General features: G+C 72.6%; 19 protein-coding genes. 12 read left to right on the top strand and 7 right to left on the bottom strand.

What is annotated here, in order from left to right; genetic code table 11:
• The first annotated feature begins 80 nt into the window (after positions 1-80).
• Positions 81-662 (top strand): dihydrofolate reductase family protein, encoded by a 582-nt coding sequence (locus tag DTB53_RS03215; protein WP_003964283.1) that lies wholly within the window; start codon positions 81-83, stop codon positions 660-662.
• A 28-nt stretch (positions 663-690) separates the two neighbouring features.
• Here the strand turns inward: DTB53_RS03215 and DTB53_RS03210 are convergent, their stop codons facing one another.
• Together DTB53_RS03210 and DTB53_RS03205 are read right to left on the bottom strand one after the other, a co-directional pair.
• Positions 691-1,305, bottom strand: a complete 615-nt coding sequence (locus tag DTB53_RS03210) for an HAAS signaling domain-containing protein (RefSeq protein WP_012377785.1) — start codon at positions 1,303-1,305, stop codon at positions 691-693.
• Positions 1,302-1,676 (bottom strand): PadR family transcriptional regulator, encoded by a 375-nt coding sequence (locus DTB53_RS03205; protein ID WP_012377786.1) that lies wholly within the window; start codon positions 1,674-1,676, stop codon positions 1,302-1,304. Before DTB53_RS03205 ends, DTB53_RS03210 begins: the two co-directional genes overlap by 4 nt.
• Positions 1,677-1,790: 114 nt before the next feature.
• On the opposite strand from DTB53_RS03205, the gene DTB53_RS03200 reads away from it, so the two are divergent.
• The gene (locus DTB53_RS03200; RefSeq protein WP_012377787.1) at positions 1,791-2,396 is read left to right on the top strand and encodes a TetR/AcrR family transcriptional regulator; all 606 of its coding nucleotides are present in this window, start codon (positions 1,791-1,793) and stop codon (positions 2,394-2,396) included.
• Between the two features lie 104 nt (positions 2,397-2,500).
• On the top strand, positions 2,501-4,159 hold the full coding sequence (locus DTB53_RS03195; RefSeq protein WP_012377788.1) for an acyl-CoA dehydrogenase family protein: 1,659 nt from the start codon (positions 2,501-2,503) through the stop codon (positions 4,157-4,159).
• 59 nt (positions 4,160-4,218) lie between these two features.
• Here the strand turns inward: DTB53_RS03195 and DTB53_RS03190 are convergent, their stop codons facing one another.
• A complete protein-coding gene (locus DTB53_RS03190) occupies positions 4,219-4,959 on the bottom strand; it encodes a TioE family transcriptional regulator (RefSeq protein ID WP_012377789.1) in 741 nt (246 codons plus the stop codon).
• A 58-nt stretch (positions 4,960-5,017) separates the two neighbouring features.
• Here DTB53_RS03190 and DTB53_RS03185 point away from each other — a divergent pair, with 58 nt between their 5' ends.
• From DTB53_RS03185 to DTB53_RS03145, 9 genes are all read left to right on the top strand, one after another.
• Complete coding sequence (locus DTB53_RS03185) at positions 5,018-6,241, top strand: erythromycin esterase family protein (RefSeq protein ID WP_012377790.1); 1,224 nt, start codon at positions 5,018-5,020, stop codon at positions 6,239-6,241.
• 127 nt (positions 6,242-6,368) lie between these two features.
• Positions 6,369-7,268, top strand: coding sequence for a TIGR03620 family F420-dependent LLM class oxidoreductase (locus tag DTB53_RS03180; protein WP_012377791.1), 900 nt, complete (start codon positions 6,369-6,371; stop codon positions 7,266-7,268).
• 125 nt (positions 7,269-7,393) lie between these two features.
• The gene (locus DTB53_RS03175) at positions 7,394-8,488 is read left to right on the top strand and encodes a Rieske 2Fe-2S domain-containing protein (protein WP_003964291.1); all 1,095 of its coding nucleotides are present in this window, start codon (positions 7,394-7,396) and stop codon (positions 8,486-8,488) included.
• Positions 8,489-8,862: 374 nt separating this feature from the next.
• Entirely contained in the window at positions 8,863-9,624 is a 762-nt protein-coding gene (locus tag DTB53_RS03170; RefSeq protein ID WP_003964292.1) for a DeoR/GlpR family DNA-binding transcription regulator, read from the top strand.
• A 147-nt stretch (positions 9,625-9,771) separates the two neighbouring features.
• Positions 9,772-11,139 carry an ABC transporter substrate-binding protein gene (locus DTB53_RS03165; RefSeq protein WP_003964293.1) on the top strand — a complete coding sequence of 456 codons (1,368 nt, stop codon included), beginning with the start codon at positions 9,772-9,774 and terminating at the stop codon, positions 11,137-11,139.
• On the top strand, positions 11,136-12,095 hold the full coding sequence (locus DTB53_RS03160) for a carbohydrate ABC transporter permease (protein WP_012377793.1): 960 nt from the start codon (positions 11,136-11,138) through the stop codon (positions 12,093-12,095). Before DTB53_RS03165 ends, DTB53_RS03160 begins: the two co-directional genes overlap by 4 nt.
• On the top strand, positions 12,092-12,976 hold the full coding sequence (locus tag DTB53_RS03155) for a carbohydrate ABC transporter permease (protein ID WP_003964295.1): 885 nt from the start codon (positions 12,092-12,094) through the stop codon (positions 12,974-12,976). The genes DTB53_RS03160 and DTB53_RS03155 overlap by 4 nt, the downstream gene beginning before the upstream one ends.
• Positions 12,973-13,962, top strand: a complete 990-nt coding sequence (locus DTB53_RS03150; protein ID WP_003964296.1) for a zinc-dependent alcohol dehydrogenase family protein — start codon at positions 12,973-12,975, stop codon at positions 13,960-13,962. The genes DTB53_RS03155 and DTB53_RS03150 overlap by 4 nt, the downstream gene beginning before the upstream one ends.
• Positions 13,959-14,894 carry a PfkB family carbohydrate kinase gene (locus tag DTB53_RS03145; protein WP_012377794.1) on the top strand — a complete coding sequence of 312 codons (936 nt, stop codon included), beginning with the start codon at positions 13,959-13,961 and terminating at the stop codon, positions 14,892-14,894. Before DTB53_RS03150 ends, DTB53_RS03145 begins: the two co-directional genes overlap by 4 nt.
• 118 nt (positions 14,895-15,012) lie before the next feature.
• On the opposite strand, the gene DTB53_RS37935 is transcribed toward DTB53_RS03145, so the two are convergent.
• The 4 genes from DTB53_RS37935 to DTB53_RS03130 form a co-directional block, all read right to left on the bottom strand.
• Positions 15,013-15,090, bottom strand: a complete 78-nt coding sequence (locus DTB53_RS37935) for a 50S ribosomal protein bL37 (protein WP_370454205.1) — start codon at positions 15,088-15,090, stop codon at positions 15,013-15,015.
• Positions 15,091-15,251: 161 nt separating this feature from the next.
• Positions 15,252-15,680, bottom strand: a complete 429-nt coding sequence (locus DTB53_RS03140; RefSeq protein ID WP_003964298.1) for a DUF4190 domain-containing protein — start codon at positions 15,678-15,680, stop codon at positions 15,252-15,254.
• 86 nt (positions 15,681-15,766) lie between these two features.
• Positions 15,767-16,324 carry a nitrobindin family protein gene (locus DTB53_RS03135; protein ID WP_012377796.1) on the bottom strand — a complete coding sequence of 186 codons (558 nt, stop codon included), beginning with the start codon at positions 16,322-16,324 and terminating at the stop codon, positions 15,767-15,769.
• A 158-nt stretch (positions 16,325-16,482) separates the two neighbouring features.
• The gene (locus tag DTB53_RS03130; protein ID WP_012377797.1) at positions 16,483-18,204 is read right to left on the bottom strand and encodes an ABC transporter ATP-binding protein; all 1,722 of its coding nucleotides are present in this window, start codon (positions 18,202-18,204) and stop codon (positions 16,483-16,485) included.
• Positions 18,205-18,225: the final 21 nt, after the last annotated feature.

The raw sequence follows: 18,225 nt of genomic DNA, 5'->3' as shown, positions 1-18,225 counted from the left end.
CGGGCCTCCAGCCGATGAGTTCTCCCGCCGGACACGGTCTCTATTTGTGTCCTTCGACCGGATTCGCCCAGGAGAGCATCATGACCGCGACCTACACGTTCGACGTTTTCTCCAGCCTCGACGGTTTCGGCTCCTACAACGGTGAAGGCGACTGGGGCGGCTACTGGGGCAAGCAGGGCCCCGAGCTGCTCGACCGCCGGCTGTCCCTGTACGGCGAGGAGCAGCGGATGGTCTTCGGCGCCCACACCTACCGTGCGTTCGTGCGGCTGCTGGCCCCGGCCACGCAGGAGTCCGGCGTGGGTGACGCGTGGGTGACGCGGATGAGGAGCCTGCCGGCGACGGTGGTCTCGACCACGCTCGAAGATCCCCTCGACTGGCCGGACGCGACCGTCGCGCACGGCGACGCCGTCGACGTCGTCGCCCGCCTCAAGGAGGCGTCCGATGTGCCCTTGCGCTCCCACGGCAGTCTGTCGATGAACCGGGCGCTGATGGCCGCCGGGCTCGTCGACCGCGTCCAGGTGACGGTCTTCCCCGTCATCACCGGTCGGACCGGTACGGAACCGGTCCTGCGCGGTGCGGCCGACTTCGACCTCGAACTGATCGAAAGCCGGACCCTCGACGGTCGCACCCAGGAGCTCACCTACCGGCCCACCCCGCACTGAACCACGCGGTCCGCGCCGATTCGCGCTCCTAGGCGCGGCGCGTCCGCCAGAGCCACACGGCGGTGCCGACCATCAGGGCGAGGACTCCGAGGTTGCCCAGCAGCGCCTGGGTCTCGCCCGCCGCCCAGCCGCTGATCACGTTCCAGCTGGCGATGACGGTGGTCGGCACGACGACGGTGAGCAGGACGCCGGTGGTCTTCTGGACAGCCGTCCAGTGCACGGAGGTGCAGAGGAGCACCGCGCCGGTGACGCGGAACAGGAAGCCGAACACCGGGCCGGGGTTGAACGTCGCGTCGGGGCCCATGTTGAAGATCATCGTGAAGGGCAGCGAGAGCGTGAGCATCAGGAGCGGGACCAGCGGGTGCACCTTGCCCCGCCGGGCGGGTCCGTCCCCGCCGCCCCCGGCCCGTGTGCCGGGGGTCTCCGTCCCCGCCTCGGCCAGCGCCGTCGCCGCGATCGTGCGGGGGTCCCCCAACTCCGCGAGTATCTCGCCGATCGTGGCCTCGGGGCGCTCCGTGCGGGTCACCTCGATGTGCTCGGCGAGGTCCGCGAGGAGCTCCTGGCGGCGGTCGGCCGGGAGTGCGGAGCTCTCCCGTTCGACGGCGGAGAGGTAGTTGCGTACGGGGTCGGCGAAGGACTTCATGCGGATTCTCCGTTGGAGGTGCGGGGGGTGGCGAGGAAGGCGTCGACGGCGTCCCGGAAGCCGGGCCAGACATGGGCGAATTCGTCGAGTGCCGCACGCCCCCCTTCGGTGAGCGCGTAGTAGCGGCGGGGCGGCCCGGAGTCGGACTCCTGCCAGGTGGTGGTGACCAGGTCGTCGCGGCGGAGCCGGGAGAGCAGCGGGTAGACGGTGCCCTGGCTGGTGGCCAGGGCACCGGACTCCTCAAGGGCGTGCAGGAGTTCCACGCCGTAGCGGGGGCGGTCCCGCATCAGGGCGAGTACGCAGTACTCCAGGACGCCCTTGCGCAGCTGGGCGGCCGCCCGCGCCTGTTTGCCTGCATCACCTGGTTCCATGCGATGCAAGATACCTTGCGGGGCATGATCCTTCGGCAGCGGGCCCCTCCCCCTCGGCCGCCCGGGGGGGGCGGGGCCATGGCATCAAACTCTGAATGGTGGTTCACTTCATTCATGGCCTACCGCAAGACACCCGCCGAGCTGCGCCGGCTCGAAGCCGCCCGGGAGCATCTCGTCGCCCGCGCCACCGAGGTCGTGGCCGAGGTCGGCTGGGCGCAGGCGTCCGTGACCGCTGTCGCCGACGCGGCCGGGATCGCCGCCGGCTCGGTCTACCAGCACTTCTCGTCCAAGTCCGCGCTGGCCGTGGAGGTCTTCCGGCGCGCCGCACAGCGCGAGGTGGACGTACTGGGTGAGGTGCTGGAGGGCGACGGGGACCCCGCCGAGCGGTTGCGCCGGGGGGTGGAGGTGTTCGCCCGCCGCGCCCTGGAGAACCACGGCCTGGCGTACGCGCTGCTCGCGGCGCCCGTCGAACCCGCGGTCGGGGCGGAGCGCCTCGCCTTCCGGCGCGGCTACCGGGCGCTGTTCGCCGCGGTGATCGGCGAGGGGGTGGCCGGGGGCCTGCTGCCGGACCAGGACGCGGAGATCACCGCCGCGGCGCTGACCGGCGCCGTCGGCGAGGTCCTCGTGTACCCGCTGAGCACCTCGGCCGCGTACGACACCGAGCGGCTCGTCACCCGCCTCACCGCCGTGGCCCTGCGCTGCGCGGGCGCGGTCCCCTGACCCCGGCGCGGCGCCCCGGACCGGGCCGCGCCCCCTCGTTCCCCCTGCCTCGTGTGCCGTTCGCACCGCTCCCGCCCCGCCGCCCGTCCCCCGGAGGAGAACCGATGTCCACGCCCGTCGCACCGCACAGCCGTCCCACCGCCGTGACGCACGAGGTGACGAACCAGCCGCCCCCGCTCACCGGGCACGACGCCGCCGACGACGCCGTGCTGCTCGAAGGGATACGCCGCGAGGGCGCCGCGTGGCACGTGGACGAGCTGCACCGCTTCGGCCGGTACGTCGGCAGTGAGGAGGCGCAGCACTGGGCCGACCAGGCCAACCGCCACGAGCCGGAGCTGCGCACCCACGACCGTTTCGGCCACCGGATCGACGAGGTCGAGTTCCACCCGGCCTACCACTCCCTGATGGAAGCCTCGGTGCGGGCGGGGCTGGCGGGCGCCGCGTGGGCCGACGAACGCCCCGGGGCGCATGTCGCCCGGGCCGGCGGCTTCATGCTGGCCACGATGCTGGAGCAGGGTCACCTGTGTCCGGTGTCGATGACGTACGCCGTCGTCCCGGCGCTGCGCCGCTCCCCCGACCTCGCCAAGACTTACGAGCCACTTCTGACGAACCGTGCGTACGAGCCGGGGCTGAGCGCCCCCACCGCCAAGCGGGGCCTGCTCGCCGGGATGGGGATGACGGAGAAGCAGGGCGGCACCGATGTGCGCGCCAACACCACGGCCGCCGTCGAACGGGCCGACGGCACCTGGCGGCTGCGCGGGCACAAGTGGTTCACCAGCGCGCCGATGAACGACCTCTTCCTGGTGCTCGCCCAGTCGCCCGGCGGTCTGTCGTGCTTCCTGGTGCCGCGCGTGCTGGCGGACGGGAGCCGGAACACGTTCCGCATCCAGCGGCTCAAGGACAAGCTCGGCAACCGCTCCAACGCGTCCAGCGAGCCCGAGTTCGACGACACCGTGGCCTGGCTCGTCGGTGACGAGGGCAAGGGGGTGCGCACCATCATCGACATGGTGACGATGACGCGGCTCGACTGCGTGCTCGGTTCGGCCGCCGGTATCCGCGCGGCGCTCGCGCAGGCGGCCCACCACGCACGCCACCGCTCGGTGTTCGGCGCCCGGCTGGTCGACCAGCCCCTGATGCGGAACGTCCTGGCGGACCTGTCCCTGGAGTCCGAGGCCGCCACGACCCTGGCCCTGCGCCTCGCCGGGGCAGCCGACCGCGCCCACCGGGGCGACGACGGGGAGCGGGCGTTCCTGCGTTTGGCGACGGCCATCGGCAAGTACTGGGTGTGCAAGCGGCAGCCGATGGCGGTGGCCGAGGCCCTGGAGTGCCTCGGCGGCAATGGGTACGACGAGGCGTCCGGCATGCCGCGCCTGTACCGCGAGGCCCCGCTCAACGGCATCTGGGAGGGCTCCGGCAACGTCAACGCCCTCGACATGCTGCGGGCGTTGACCAGGGAGCCCGCGTCGCTGGAGGCCTTTCACGCCGAGACCGAGGCGGCGGCCGGGGCGGACGCGCGCCTCGACGCGGCCCGGCGCGAGCTGCGGACCGAACTGGCGCGCGCGGAGGACGCGCAGCTCCGGGCCCGCCGGGTCGTCGAACGGGCCGCTCTCGTGCTCCAGGGCTCGCTGCTGGTGCGCCACGCGCCGACGGCGGTGGCCGACGCGTTCTGCGCGTCCCGCCTCGCCGGCGACCAGGGGCTCGCCTTCGGCACGCTTCCCGCGGGGACGGACTTCGGGGCACTGCTGGGGCGGCTGCCGGCCTGACGGTGACCGGTGCGGGCCCCCCCGCCCGCCGGGGGAGCCGGCGGGCGGCTGTCGCTCCGTCAGGGGCCGTCCTGGCCGTGGCGGAGGTAGGCGTCCAGCTCGGCGGCTCCGGCCAGCATCGCCCTCCCCCGGGCGGCCAGCCGGGCGTGCCAGTCACGCAGGGCGGTCGCCAGCGGCTCCGGACCGCCGGCCGCCCGGAGCCGGGCGATCAACGGTGCGATCTGGTCGAGTCCGTAGCCGCCCCGCCTGAGCTGGTGGGCCAGTCCGGCGTCCCGCACGTCGGCCTCGGCGTACACCCGGTAGCCGGTCCGCGGGTCGCGGCCCGGGCTCACGAGACCGGCGCGTTCCCACTTCCGCAGGGTGGCGGGCCTGATGCCCAGCTTCCCGGCCAGCGGCCCCACGAACATCCCTCCGGCGCCCGCCGATCCGTCGGGGGCGGGCACGCCGTCGGGACCCAGATCGCCCAGGGCCCTCTCGACCGCGCGCAGCGTGCGCCGGTCCTCCAGGAGCTGGGCGTGGCTCTCGTCCACGAGGCGGAACGCCTCCTCCTCATCCCCCCTGTTCACCGCCCGCATGATCGACGCCGCGGTCCCGTGCCCGTGCCCGGGGACCAGTGCGAGGAACGCCGCGAGGGCGAGCGCGTGCAGCGGCGCGTAGGTGCGGTAGCCGTGGGGGGTGCGGTCGGCGGCCGGGAGGATCCCCGAGGCCTCGTAGTTCCTGACGGCCTGGGTCGACAGTCCGTGCCCACGGGCCAGATCGACGGGCCGCAGCCGACCTGCTGTTTGAGGGTTCTTCCCCATGCTTCCCACGTTATCGCGTAAAAGTTTCCACCGAGGGTTCAACGATACGGTTGAACCCATGGCCAACGACATCAAGGACATCGCCCACGCCGTCGACGCGGCCGGCGTCATGAGGCTGTTCGCCTCCCCGCCCCGAGTGCTCGCTCTGGGCGAGCCCACCCACGGGGTGGACGCCCCTCTCCTGCTGCGCAACGCCCTCTTCCGGCAGCTCGTCGAACGGGAGGGGTACCGCACCATCGCCATCGAGAGCGACAGTGTGGCGGGACTGCTGGTGGACTCCTACGTGACCACGGGCTCGGGCACCCTCGACGAGGCGATGGGGCGGGGGTTCAGCCATGGCTTCGGCGCATCGGCCGCCAACCGTGAACTCGTCGACTGGATGCGCGCGTTCAACGAAGGGCGGCCCTCCGGTGACCGGGTCCGCTTCGCCGGCTTCGACGGCCCGCTGGAGATGGCGTACGCCGCGAGCCCGCGCGAGGCCCTCACCTCGCTGCACCGCTTTCTCGGCGACCACGTGGACCCGGATCTGCTCCCCTGCACCGCCGGGACGCTCGACCGCCTCCTCGGCGCCGACGACCGGTGGACCGACACGGCGGCGATGCTGGACCCGTCCGCGTCCTTCGGGCGGTCGGCCGAGGCCGGGCGGCTTCGCCTGCTCGCCGACGACCTGGGCGCGCTGCTCGACGCGTGGACGCCGCACCTGATCGCGGTGGCCTCGCGGGACGCCTTCGACCGGGCGCTGATGTACGCCCGGGCCGCATCGGGACTGCTGCGGTACCACTACTGGATGGCGGACACCTCACCGAGCCGCCTGGCACGCCTCACCGGCCTGCGGGACCAGATGATGGCCGGCAACCTCCTCGCGCTCGCCGAGCGGGGGCCCGTCCTGGCGCACGCCCACAACGGCCATCTCCAGCGTGACATCAGTTCCCTGCTGATGGGCGGCCGACGGCTGGAGTGGTGGAGCGCGGGCGCGGTCGCCGAGGCCCGCCTGGGCGAGGGCTACGGCTTCCTGGCCACCGCCTTCGGCACCCTGAGGCACCAGGGGGTCGGCGTTCCGCCGCCGGAGACCCTCGAAGGGGCCCTGTACGCCCTCCCGGAGGAGTCGTGCCTGGTGGACGCCGCCGAACTGGCCGCCGTCCTCGGCGCCCCGGGCCCCGTCCCGCGCACGTCCCCGTACTTCGGTTACGCCCCCCTCGACCCGGCGCACCTGGCCCGCGTCGACGGAGTCGTGTTCATGAAGGACGTCCCGGAGGACCGGCGGACGCCGCCGACGCCCTGACGCCCCCGCCGCCGTCCCGTGCCGTGCCCGGTGCCCCCGCCGTCGTCCGTCCCCCGCCCGGCGCCCCCGGACGGAGGAGTCTTGGCCCGGACAGGAATAGCCGGGCCGGGCCGTTGTTGATCCCACCATGACTTCTGAGATTTCCGGAACGGGCAGGACATTCGGGCGCGTGGGTGTCTGGAGCGGCGCGCTGCACACCTCGCGGGTGGACGACGCGGGCGGGAAGGCGATCGCGGAGGCGCTCGCCGAACTCGAAGAACTGGGGTACGGCACCGTCTGGATCGGGGGCAGTCCGACGCCCGAGGACGCGGCGGCCGTCGTGGCCGCCACCCGGTCGGTCACGGTGGCCACCGGCATCCTGTCCATCTGGAACCACACGGCCGAGGAGACCGCGGCAGCGGTCGCCGCGATCGATCCGGCGGCGCGCGGTCGCTTCGTCCTCGGTCTCGGCGTCAGCCACGGCCCGATGGTGCCGCAGTACGCGAAGCCGTACAGCGCGATGGTGTCGTATCTCGACGCGCTCGACGCCGCCGAACCGTCCGTGGGCCCCGGCCACCGGGTCCTGGCGGCTCTCGGTTCGAGGATGCTGAAGCTCGCGGCCGGCCGTTCGCTGGGGGCGCACCCCTATCTCGTCACCACCGAGCACACCGCCGAGGCCCGTGAGGCGCTCGGCCCCGACGCGCTGCTCGCCCCGGAGCTGACGGTGGTGCTGGACACCGACCTCGACCGGGCCCGCGCGACCGCGCGGACGATGCTGGGGATGTATCTGCGGCTGCCCAACTACACCGACAACCTGCTGCGCCTGGGGTTCACGGAGGGCGACTTCGACGGCGGCGGCAGCGCCCGTCTGCTCGACGCCCTCTTCGCGCTGGGCGACGCCGGGCAGGTGAGGAGCCGGACCCGGGAGTACCTCGACGCCGGCGCCGACCATGTCGCGTTGCAGGTGCTCACCGCCGACGAGGGCGGCTCGGGCCTGCCGCGGGCCGCGTGGCGTGAGCTGGCCGAGGCCTTCGGCGACGAGCTCTGACCGGCCCGGACCTCCACCGTCAACACGCTGCACCCGTAGCCCCGTTCGGGTGAGTTGCGGCGTGTCGGGAGGATCCCGGGGCGGCTCTGGGCAGCCTCCGTGCGACCGATCATGGAGGGGAAGCCGTGGGAGTGGTACGTGAGTACGGGCGCACCATCAGTGAGGGTCCGACACCGGCAGACGCGGCGGGAGCACCGGCCCTGCCCTATCCGAGCGGTTGGTCCGCCCTGGCCTTCTCGCACGAGCTGCGGCCGGGCACCGTGCTCACCCGGCCGCTCGCGGGGCGCGACGTCGTCCTGTACCGCACCGCCACGGGAGTGCTGCGGGCCGTCCGCCCGTACTGCCCGCACCTGGGGGCCCATCTCGGTCTGGCGAAGGTCGAGGGGGAGGACCTCACCTGCCCCTTCCACTTCTTCTCGTTCGGCCCCGACGGCAGTTGCGTGCGCACGGGGTACGGCACGCCGCCGCCCCGGTCCCCGCTGACCCAACTGCCCGTCCAGGAGGCGAACGGGGGCGTCTTCGTCTGGCGGCACCACGACGGCCGGGATCCGGACTGGTCCGTCCCGCGGTGGCACGAGATCGGGCACAGGCCCGCGCGCACGGCCGCGTGGGAGCTGGCGGGCAACGTCCAGGAGGTCATCGAGAACTCGGTCGACCTCGGGCACTTCGCCACCCTGCACGGCTGGGCCAAGGCCGAGATCGACGGGCCGGTGGCGTACGACGACGCGAAGTTCCACGTGGCCATGCGGGCCCACGAGTCGGCGCCGCTCATGGGCGACTTCACCGTCGACGTGAAGGTCGACGGCTACGGACTCGGCTGCCTGCACGCCGACGTCCACACGCCCCGCTTCGGGCTGCGGATGTGCACCATGGTGATGCCGACGGCCATCGGCCCCAACCGGATGCAGTTCCGCCAGCTGAACCGCATCTCCTTCGACGAGCCGGGCCGGCTGCCGCCCGGGCTCGCCCGGCTCGTCAGCCGCACCGCCGCGCGGCTGCTGGACCGCCCCGTCTTCCGGTCCAGTTGTGAGTTCACCGCCGCCGACTTCCCGATCTGGCACCACAAGCAGTACCAGCAGCCGCCCCGGCTGGCCTCCGGTGACGGACCGATCGGCCCGTTCCGGCGCTGGGCCAAGCGGTTCTATCCGGAGGCGCCGGGCAGGACCGCGGTGACCCGGCCCCACCGCGGCGAGGGCGAGGACAGCGCCGTCCTCTCCTGAGCCGTCCGCTCCGCCGCCCGTCCTCCCCGCACCCCTGCCCCGGCGTTCGCGCGCCGCTTCTTCCCCCGTCTCGCAGCACCTTGCCCCGACCTCCGCGTGTCGCTTCCCGGCGCCGCGGACGCCGGGGCTCCGCACTTCGGGCGCGATTCGGGCGGCCATCACGGGAAAGCGGGCGGACCTGGCGACCGGATCAGCGGCCCCTTCCGGCGTGACCAGCGCTGTTACCCCGAAGCAAACGGGCATGTTCGGGCTGAGGGGATCTGGTGAAGCCGCTGGTAGTCGCCCCGGGACAGCTTGTACAAACGACACATGAGCCCGAACGGACAGACGGGCTCCGCCCGCAACGGGCCCAGCAGCGACCAGGGAAGTGCGCCGTGGACACCGAGGAACGCCGTCGGGGAATTCTGGACACGGCCCGGCGGGAGGGGTCGGTCGGGGTGAACGCCCTCGCGGACCTGTTCAAGGTGGCCAAGGAGACCGTCCGCCGCGATCTGCACGTGCTGGAGGAACACGGGCTCGTCCGCCGGACCCACGGCGGCGCCTATCCGGTGGAGTCGGCCGGCTTCGAGACCACGCTCGCCGTCCGCACCACGCGCAACGTCCCGCAGAAGTCGCGGATCGCGACCGCGGCCGCCGATCTGCTCGGCGACGCCGAGACGGTCTTCGTCGACGAGGGCTTCACCCCGCAGCTCATCGCCGAGGCGCTCCCCCAGGACCGGCCGCTGACCGTGGTCACCGCTTCCCTGGCCGTCGCCACCTCCCTCGCCGGGGCCGAGAAGACCTCGGTGCTGCTGCTGGGCGGCCGGGTACGCGGCTCGACGATGGCGACCGTGGACCACTGGGCCTCCCGGATGCTCGCGGACTTCGTCATCGACCTGGCGTACCTCGGAGCCAACGGCATCTCCCGCGAGTACGGTCTCACCACCCCGGACCCCGCCGTCGCCGAGGTGAAGGCGCAGGCGCTGCGCGGCTCGCGGCGCAGGGTCTTCGCCGGGATCCACAGCAAGTTCGGGGCCGTGAGCTTCTGCCGGTTCGCCGGCGTCGGGGACTTCGAGGCGATCGTCACCGACGCGGGGCTCTCCTCGGCCGAGGCCCAGCGCTACTCCCTGCTGGGGCCCCAGGTCATCCGCGTCTGACCGGCCCCCGGTCGGCCCCGTCCGAGCGGGCCGCCCATCCGTACCGCCGACCGCACGGCTCCCGCACCCGCGTCACCGCCGGGGCCCGGTTCGCCATGCCCCGCAACGACCCGATCAACGCGCCGCTACGACTGATCAGGAGCCCCCATGCCCCATCCAGGACGCCGCAGCCGACCACGTGTACGCGGTCGGGCCTGTGCCGTGACCGCCGCACTGGCCCTGCTCGCCACCGGCTGTGCCGGGGCGGGCGGGACCTCCTTCGGGGGCGGCGACGCCCTGAACGTGCTGATGGTGAACAACCCGCAGATGGTCGAACTGCAGAAGCTCACCGCGAAGCACTTCACGAAGGAGACCGGCGTCAAGGTCCACTTCACGGTGCTGCCCGAGAACGACGTGCGCGACAAGATCAGCCAGGACTTCTCCAACCAGGCCGGTCAGTACGACGTCGCCACCATCAGCAACTTCGAGCTGCCCTTCTTCGCGAAGAACGGCTGGCTGCACCCTCTCGACGACTACGCGAAGGCCGACACCGCCTTCGACCAGGAGGACATCCTGGCGCCGCTGCGGGAATCGCTGACCGCCGAGGACGGCAAGCTCTACGCCCAGCCCTTCTACGGCGAGTCGTCCTTCCTGATGTACCGCAAGGACGTCTTCGAGGAGCGGGGCCTGACGATGCCCGACAGGCCGACCTGGCAGCAGGTGGCGAAGCTCGCCGAGCGGGCGGACGGGGCGGAGCGCGGGATGAAGGGCATCTGCCTGCGCGGGCTGCCGGGCTGGGGCGAGGTCATCGCCCCGCTCACCACGGTCGTCAACACGATGGGCGGCACCTGGTTCACCGAGGACTGGGAGCCGCGCCTGACCGCGCCGGAGTTCAAGAAGGCAACGAAGTTCTACGTCGATCTGGTGCGCGAGCACGGAGAGCTGGGCGCCCCGCAGTCCGGCTACGCCGAGTGCCTCAACAACATGACCCAGGGAAAGACCGCCATGTGGTACGACGCGACGGCGGGCGCCGGGTCCCTGGAGGCGAAGGGCTCCCCGGTGAAGGGGAAGATCGGGTACGTCCCCGCCCCCGTCGAGCGGACCGACAGTTCGGGCTGGCTCTACACCTGGGCCTGGGGGCTGCAGAAGGCGTCCAAGAAGGCGGACGACGCCTGGAAGTTCGTCTCCTGGGCCTCCGGCAAGGAGTACGAGGAGCTCGTCGGCGCCACCAGCGGCTGGTCCAACGTCCCGGCGGGCAAACGGGCCTCCACCTACGCCAACCCCGACTACCGTGCGGAGGCCGGCGCGTTCGCGGACGTCACCGAGCGGGCCATCTCCGAGGCCGACCCGAGGAATCCGGGTGTCCAGCCCCGCCCGACGGCGGGCATCCAGTTCGTCGGCGTGCCGGAGTTCACCGATCTGGGCACCCGGGTGGCGCAGGAGATCAGCGCCGCCATCGCGGGCCGTCAGTCGGTCGACGCCGCGCTCGACGCCTCGCAGAAGCTGGCCGAGAAGGTCGCGGAGGAGTACCGATGACCGTCACCGCGACCCGAGAGACCACCGCACCCACGGCTCCGGCCGAGAAGTCCGGCGGCGGCCGGCGGCGCGCCTGGGCGACCCGCGCGCCGCTGCTGCCGGCGCTGATCTTCCTGATCGCCGTCACCCAACTGCCCTTCGTGGCCACCCTGGTGATCTCGTTCTTCGACTGGAACTCCCTCAAGCCGGAGAAGCGGCACTTCACCGGGTTCTCCAACTACGCCTCCGTCTTCACCGACGAGGCGCTGCGCGAATCGGTCGTGACGACCGTCGTCCTCACCGCGTCCGTCGTGATCGTCAGCGTCGTGCTGGGACTCGTCTTCGCCCTGCTGCTGGACCGCGCCTTCTTCGGCCGGGGGTTCGTGCGCACCCTGCTGATCACCCCGTTCCTGCTGGTGCCGGTCTCCGCGGCGCTGCTGTGGAAGCACGCGCTCTACAACCCCGAGTACGGGCTGTTCAACGGGGCGCTCACCTGGTTCGGCGAGCTGTTCGGCATCGAGTCGGTCGCGCAGCCCGAGTGGACGTCCGAGATGCCGCTGATCGCCATCGAGGCGTCGCTCGTGTGGCAGTGGACACCGTTCATGATGCTGATCCTGCTGGCCGGACTGCAGAGCCGGCCGGCCGAGATCATGGAGGCCGCACGGCTGGACGGGGCCGGGCCCTGGCAGATATTCCGCCATCTGACCCTGCCGCATCTGCGCCGCTACCTCGAACTCGGCATCCTGCTGGGGTCGGTGTACATCGTGCAGAACTTCGACGCGGTGTTCACCATCACCTCCGGCGGCCTCGGTACCGCCAACCTTCCCTACACCGTCTACGAGACCTTCTACCGGGCCCACGAGTACGGGCTGGCATCGGCCGCGGGCGTGGTCGTGGTGATCGGCACGATCGTCATCGCCACCTTCGCCCTCCGGACGGTCTCCTCCCTCTTCCGTGAGGAGGCGAGCCGCGCATGAGCGCCTCGACCGCGACATCCGTACCCGCGTCCGCTCCCGCCGACGCCGCTGCGCGCAGGGCCCGCCGGCGCTCCGCCGCCCTGGGCGTGGCCGCCTGGGTCGTGGGGATCGGCTTCTGTCTGCCCGCCCTGTGGATGGTGCTGACGTCCTTCCACGCGGAGGCGGACGCCGCGACCAACCCGCCGTCGGTCGCCGCCGCGCTGACCCTGGACGGCTACCGCACCTTCTTCGGCGGCGGGGGCGGCCCGACGCCGTGGCCCCCGCTGGTCAACTCGCTCGCGGCCTCGTTCTTCTCGACCGTCCTGGTGCTGCTGCTCGCGCTCCCGGCCGCGTACGCGCTGTCCATCCGGCGGGTGCGCAAGTGGACGGACGTGATGTTCTTCTTCCTGTCCACCAAGATGCTGCCGGTGGTCGCCGGGCTGCTCCCGGTGTACCTGTTCGCGAAGAACACCGGCCTGCTGGACAACATCTGGCTGCTGGTCCTCCTCTACACCTCGATGAACCTGCCGATCGCGGTGTGGATGATGCAGTCCTTCCTCGCGGACGTGCCCGTCTCGATCATCGAGGCGGCGCAGGTCGACGGGGCCCGGCTGCCGACGGTGCTGCGCCGTGTCGTCGCCCCGGTCGCCGGTCCCGGGATCGCCGCGACCGCCCTGATCTGCTTCATCTTCAGCTGGAACGAGCTGTTGTTCGCACGGGTGCTGACCGGCGTGGTCGCCGGGACCGCCCCCGTCCATCTGACCACCTTCGTCACCAGCCAGGGTCTCTTCCTCGCCCAGCTGTGCGCGGCGTCCGTGGTCGTGTCCCTGCCGGTGCTCGTCGCCGGCTACGCCGCCCAGGACAAACTCGTCCAGGGCCTCTCGCTGGGAGCAGTCAAATGAGGGCAGCCATCGTCGAATCCGTCGGCAAGGTCTCCGTGACCACCGTTCCGGACCCCACGCCCGGCCCCCGCGACGTGGTGGTCAAGGTGGCCTCGTGCGGGCTGTGCGGCACCGATCTCCACATCCTCCAGGGCGAGTTCGCTCCGACGCTGCCGATCGTGCCCGGGCACGAGTTCGCCGGGGAGGTCGTCGGTCTCGGTGCGGACGTCACGGAGCTGTCCGTCGGCGACAAGGTGGCCGTGGACCCCTCGCTGCACTGCCACGAGTGCCGCTACTGCCGTTCCGGCCGGGGCAACCTCTGCGACAACTGGGCGGCGATCGGTGTCACCGTGCCCGGAGGCGCGGCCGAGTACGCGGTGGCGCCCGTCGCCAACTGCGTCAGACTGCCGGAGCACATCGACGTCCGGGACGCGGCGCTGATCGAGCCGCTGTCCTGCGCGGTGCGCGGCTACGACGTCCTCAACGGCAACCTCGGGGCCCAGGTGCTGATCTACGGGTCCGGGACCATGGGCCTGATGATGCTGGAGCTGGCCAAGCGCACGGGCGCGGCGTCGGTGGACATGCTGGACGTCAACGCCCAGCGGCTGGCCACCGCGACGACGCTGGGCTGCACGGGCTCGGCGGCCCGCGCCGAGGAGCTGGACCGTCCGGGCGGCTGGGACGTCGTCATCGACGCCACCGGCAACGCCGGGGCCATCCAGGACGGTCTGGGACGGGTCGCCAAGGGCGGCACGTTCCTCCAGTTCGGGGTCTCCGACTACGCCACCACCGCGGTGATCGAGCCGTACAGGATCTACAACCAGGAGATCACCATCACCGGTTCGATGGCGGTCCTGCACAGTTACGAACGGGCGGCGGCCCTCTTCGCGAGCGGGGTGCTGGACGCGTCGGTGTTCATCAGCGACCGGCTGCCGCTGGAGCAGTACCCGCAGGCGATCGAGCGCTTCCGGGCGGGGATCGGCCGCAAGATCGTGGTGGAGCCGTGACGGATCCGGGGCCGTCGCGTGCCGCGGATCCCGGGGCCGTCCTCGTGCTCGGTGAGGCGCTGGTGGATCTGGTTCCGGCCGACGGCGACACCGGGGTCCGGGCGGCCCAGCCGGGTGGCGGGCCGGCCAACGTCGCGGTGGGCCTGGCCCGTCTCGGCGGGCGGCCGTCCTTCGTGGGCGGGTTCGGCGACGACGCCTTCGGGGCCCGCGTCGCGTCCTGGCTGAGCGGTGCGGGCGTCGACCTCTCACTGAGCCGCCGGTCGTCGCTGCCGACGGCGCTCGCGGTGGCCGACCCGGGCGACCACGGGAACACGTACCGCTTCCACCTCGGTGACACGGCGACCTTCGAGCTGCCCGACCGGGCGGCGGAGGCCGGGCGGTTCGGCGCGGTGTACGCGGGCGGGCTCGCCGCGGTCGTGGCTCCGGCGGCCGATGCCGTGGCCGCCACCGCGCGGGCGGCCGCCGCCACGGGGCTCCTCGTGGTGGACCCCAATGTGCGCGAGGACCGCACCCTGGACCCCGTGGCGAGCCTCGGCCGGCTCCGCGAGCTGTGCTCGCTCGCCCGGGTCGTGAAGGCGAGCGACGAGGACCTGGCGCGCCTGTGGCCGGACGCGTCCCCGGAAGCCAGCTGCCGGGCGCTCGCCGCGGAGGGACGGCTGGTCGTGATGACCCGGGGGCCGAAGGGCGCCACCGCGTACGTCCACGACGCTCCCGCCGTCTCGGTCCCGGCCGTGCCGGTGCGGGTGGTGAACACGATCGGCGCGGGCGACGCGTTCATGGCGGGGATGCTGACCTGGCTGGGGGCGGAGGCGGGCTGGGATCCGGCGCTGTCCGCCGGGCGGACGCAGGCGATGCTGGAGTACGCGGCGGCGACGGCCGCGTCGGTCTGCGCCCGGGCGGGAACGGAACCCACGGCCCCGCCCGGGGTGTGAACCGGGCGCCGGCGGGCATCAGGAACGTGACCCGAGTTCCGCACGGCCCTCCCCCGGCCCACGGAAACCGCCGAGGCCCCGCCGGACGTCCTCCGTCCGGCGGGGCCTCGGCGCCGTCTCAGCTCTGCGGACGCTTGCCGTGGTTCGCGCCGTTCTTGCGGCGGGCCTTCTTCTTGCGACGTCGCTTCGAGGACATCGAACCCTCCTTCTCTGCTCGGGGTTCCAGTGCGGACGGACCTCCGGGCACGCCGCCCGGTGATCACCGGGCCGCCTACCCACGCACACCGTGGCAAACACCTGGTTACGGTGCAACCGGCGGCACGCCGCCGGGCGGCTGCGGACAGGTGTGCGGATCCGTCAGTTGGTCAGCTCGTCGACGAAGTCCTCCGCGCACCGGTCCTCGGCCGCCTGGCCGTTGGCCCGGTTCATGCAGTCCTCGAGGTTCTGGAACTCCTGGGAGTCGAACACGGAGACGGCCACCACGAGGACGATCACGGATCCGATGAGCCCGAGCGCCCCGAACGCGGCGCCGACTATCGCCATCACCCGGCGCGGCGCGCGGCCCTGGCGGGTACGGAGCGCGGCGATGATCCCGAAGACGACGGCGAGCAGGCCGAGCAGCAGCCCGCCCACCACGGTCCAGAAGAACAGGCAGGCGATCAGGCCGAGCACGAGCGCGGCGACCGCGAACCCGTTCGTCCGGGCGGGCGCCTGGCCGCCGTAGGGGTCGTGGTCGGCGGCGGGCTGCCCCGGGTACGGGGAGTCCGGGTACGAGGGAAGAGACATCGGGGAGGTGCTCCTGTTCTCCTGGCTTTCCGTCCACCTGCCCTGTGGGCCGCCCTCCATGCACGTCCTTGGTCACACTCCGGCAACTAAATGCCCTGGCCAGGGGCCTCCCTGCGGAGCCGTGCCGACAGGTGGTGCTGGAGCGGCCGGCCGACGGCCGCGAGGTCGTGGACGAAGGTGAGCGTGTCCGGATCCGTGAGGGTGTAGCGGCGGCGGGTGGCGTCGACCTCCTTGGCCGTCGGGGCGAGGGCCACCCGCTCCGTGGCGAGGTCGACGGCGCCGTCGCGGGCGTGGCCGACCGAGATCTCCGCGATGCCGGTGGGCTGGGTGATCAGGGCCTCCACCCGCCCGTCCGGCTGGAGGCGCCACCACCCCGTCTCGCGGGCGGACGGCCGCAGGGGCTGTCCGTCCGCGTCGAGCAGCCAGGCGCGGGCCTCGTACGCGAGGAAGGGCCGCCCGTCGTGGCTGAACGTGACCTCCTGCGCGTAGCTGAAGTCCGCGTCCAGCGTCGGGTATCCGCCGCTGCCCGTGCCCCGCCAGGTGCCGAGGTAGCCGGTCACCGGGGCGAGCAGCGGATGCGGTGCCGGACGGGCTCCGGGGCGGAGGGCGTCCGGGAAGGGGAGTTCGCGAGCGGGGTGGTGCATGCGGGTGCGCTCCTGGGTCGGTGTCGGTACAGGGTCGCAGCCTAGAGAGTGTCCGCGAAGTATCGTCGGCCGAACGAGACTTCGCGGACACGATCTGGGGGTTCCGCGGGTCGTCGCCGGCCCCGCACACGGGTGTGGCGGGGCCGGGGACGAGGGGCTCAGTTCTGGGCGATCAGGGCGTTCTCGTCGAGGCGGATGATGCGGGGAAGCCGTTTGATGGTGGCTTCCCGGTGGGCGATGACAATGAGGGTGCGGTCCGCCCGGAGGGTGTCGATCGCGGTTTCCAGGGTGCGCGCCGTATCGGGGTCGATGTCGGCGGTGGCCTCGTCGAGGACGAGGACCGCCGGGTCCAGGAGGGCCGCGCGGACCAGGCCGATCAGCTGGAGCTCACCGGCCGAGAGGCGGCCCGTACCGCGCCCGAGTGCGGTGTGCAGCCCCTCGTCGAGCGAGCCGGTCCAGTCGGCGAGACCCAGGTGTTCGACGGCCTCGGCGATGCTCCGCTCGTCGGGGTCGCCGGGCACCAGCCGGAGGTTGTCGAGGAGGGTGCCCTCGATCATGTGGACGCGCTGCGGGATCAGGACGATCCGGCGGCGGAGTTCGGCGGGGGCGAGGTCGGCGAGGTCGTGGCCGTCGTAGCGGACGGTGCCGCTGTCCGGTGCGTAGAGGCCGGTCATCAGTTTGGCGAGGGTCGTCTTGCCGGAGCCGGTGGGGCCGACGAGGCCGACCCGTTCGCCGGGCTCGACCCGCACCGAGATGCCTCCCAGGACCTCGGTGCCCGTCACGTAGGAGTAGTGGAGGTCCTCGATCTCCAGGACGCCGCGTTCGGCGGTGACCGTGCCGCCCCGGCCGGTGTCGTCCGGCGCCCGACGGGGCGCGTGGAGCCCCGCGCGGGGGGCCGTGGTGGTGAGCAGGTCCAGCAGTCGGGCGAGGCCGACGAGGGAGATCTGGACCTGTCCGACGAGGTTGGACGCCTGGGCCGCGGAGTCGAACAGCTGGCGGGTGGCGAGGATGAAGACGACGACCGTGCCGACGCTGATGGAGCCCCGGGCGGCGAGCCAGCCGCCGGCCAGGAGGAGCACGGCCGTCGTGAGGCTCTGGACGATACGGGCGAGGCTGATCAGGAACAGGCTGCGCTGGCTGCGCCGGGCCGCGCGGTAGCGCCGTTCGTTGTCGGCGAGGAAGCGCTCGCGCCAGAAGCCGATGCCGCCACCGGTCTGGAGCATCTCGCGGGACTGCACGAGCTCGCGGTAGGTCGTCGCGACGGTGCCTGCGGCGGCGGCCTCGGCGGCGAAGGCCGGGTTGGCGGCCTTCTTGAACAGCCGCAGGACGCAGACGATGGCGGGGACGAACACCAGGGCCAGGGCGAGGGTGAGCAGCGGCGAGTAGGTGAGCAGCAGGACGGTCGTGAAGAGGAGGTAGGCGGCGACGGTGAGGACGTCGGGCAGTTGGCCGCGGACGAAGTTGGCGAGGTCGGCGATCTCGGTGGTGGTGCGTCGGAGCAGGTCGCCCGAGGGATGTCCTTCGAGGAAGCGGAGGGGGGCCCGGGAGAGCCGGGTGACGGCCAGTTCGCGCAGGCCGCGGACGACGCGTTCGCCGACGGCGATGAGCAGCAGTTCGGACCGGCGGAAGAGGACCAGCCGCAGCAGCGCCAGCACGGTGAGGGCGGCGACGGCGGTGAAGAGGCCGGTGCGGTCGCGCTGGAGGATCTGGTCGACGCCCGCGCCGATGACGGCGGGCACGGCGACGGTGGTGGCGGTCGCGGCGGCGCCGGCCAGCAGCGCGAGGGTGATGCCGCGGCGCTCGGGCCGCATGTGGGGCCAGGCCCGGCGCAGCACGCGGCGCTGGTCGGGGGTCGCGGTCAGGCGCTGGTGCTCAGCCACCGGTGGTCACCCGCTCTTTCC

Origin of the sequence: Streptomyces griseus (genome assembly GCF_900460065.1) — a bacterium.
Taxonomy (GTDB): Bacteria; Actinomycetota; Actinomycetes; order Streptomycetales; family Streptomycetaceae; genus Streptomyces; species Streptomyces griseus.
This window is presented reverse-complemented; position numbering and strand designations above follow the sequence as displayed.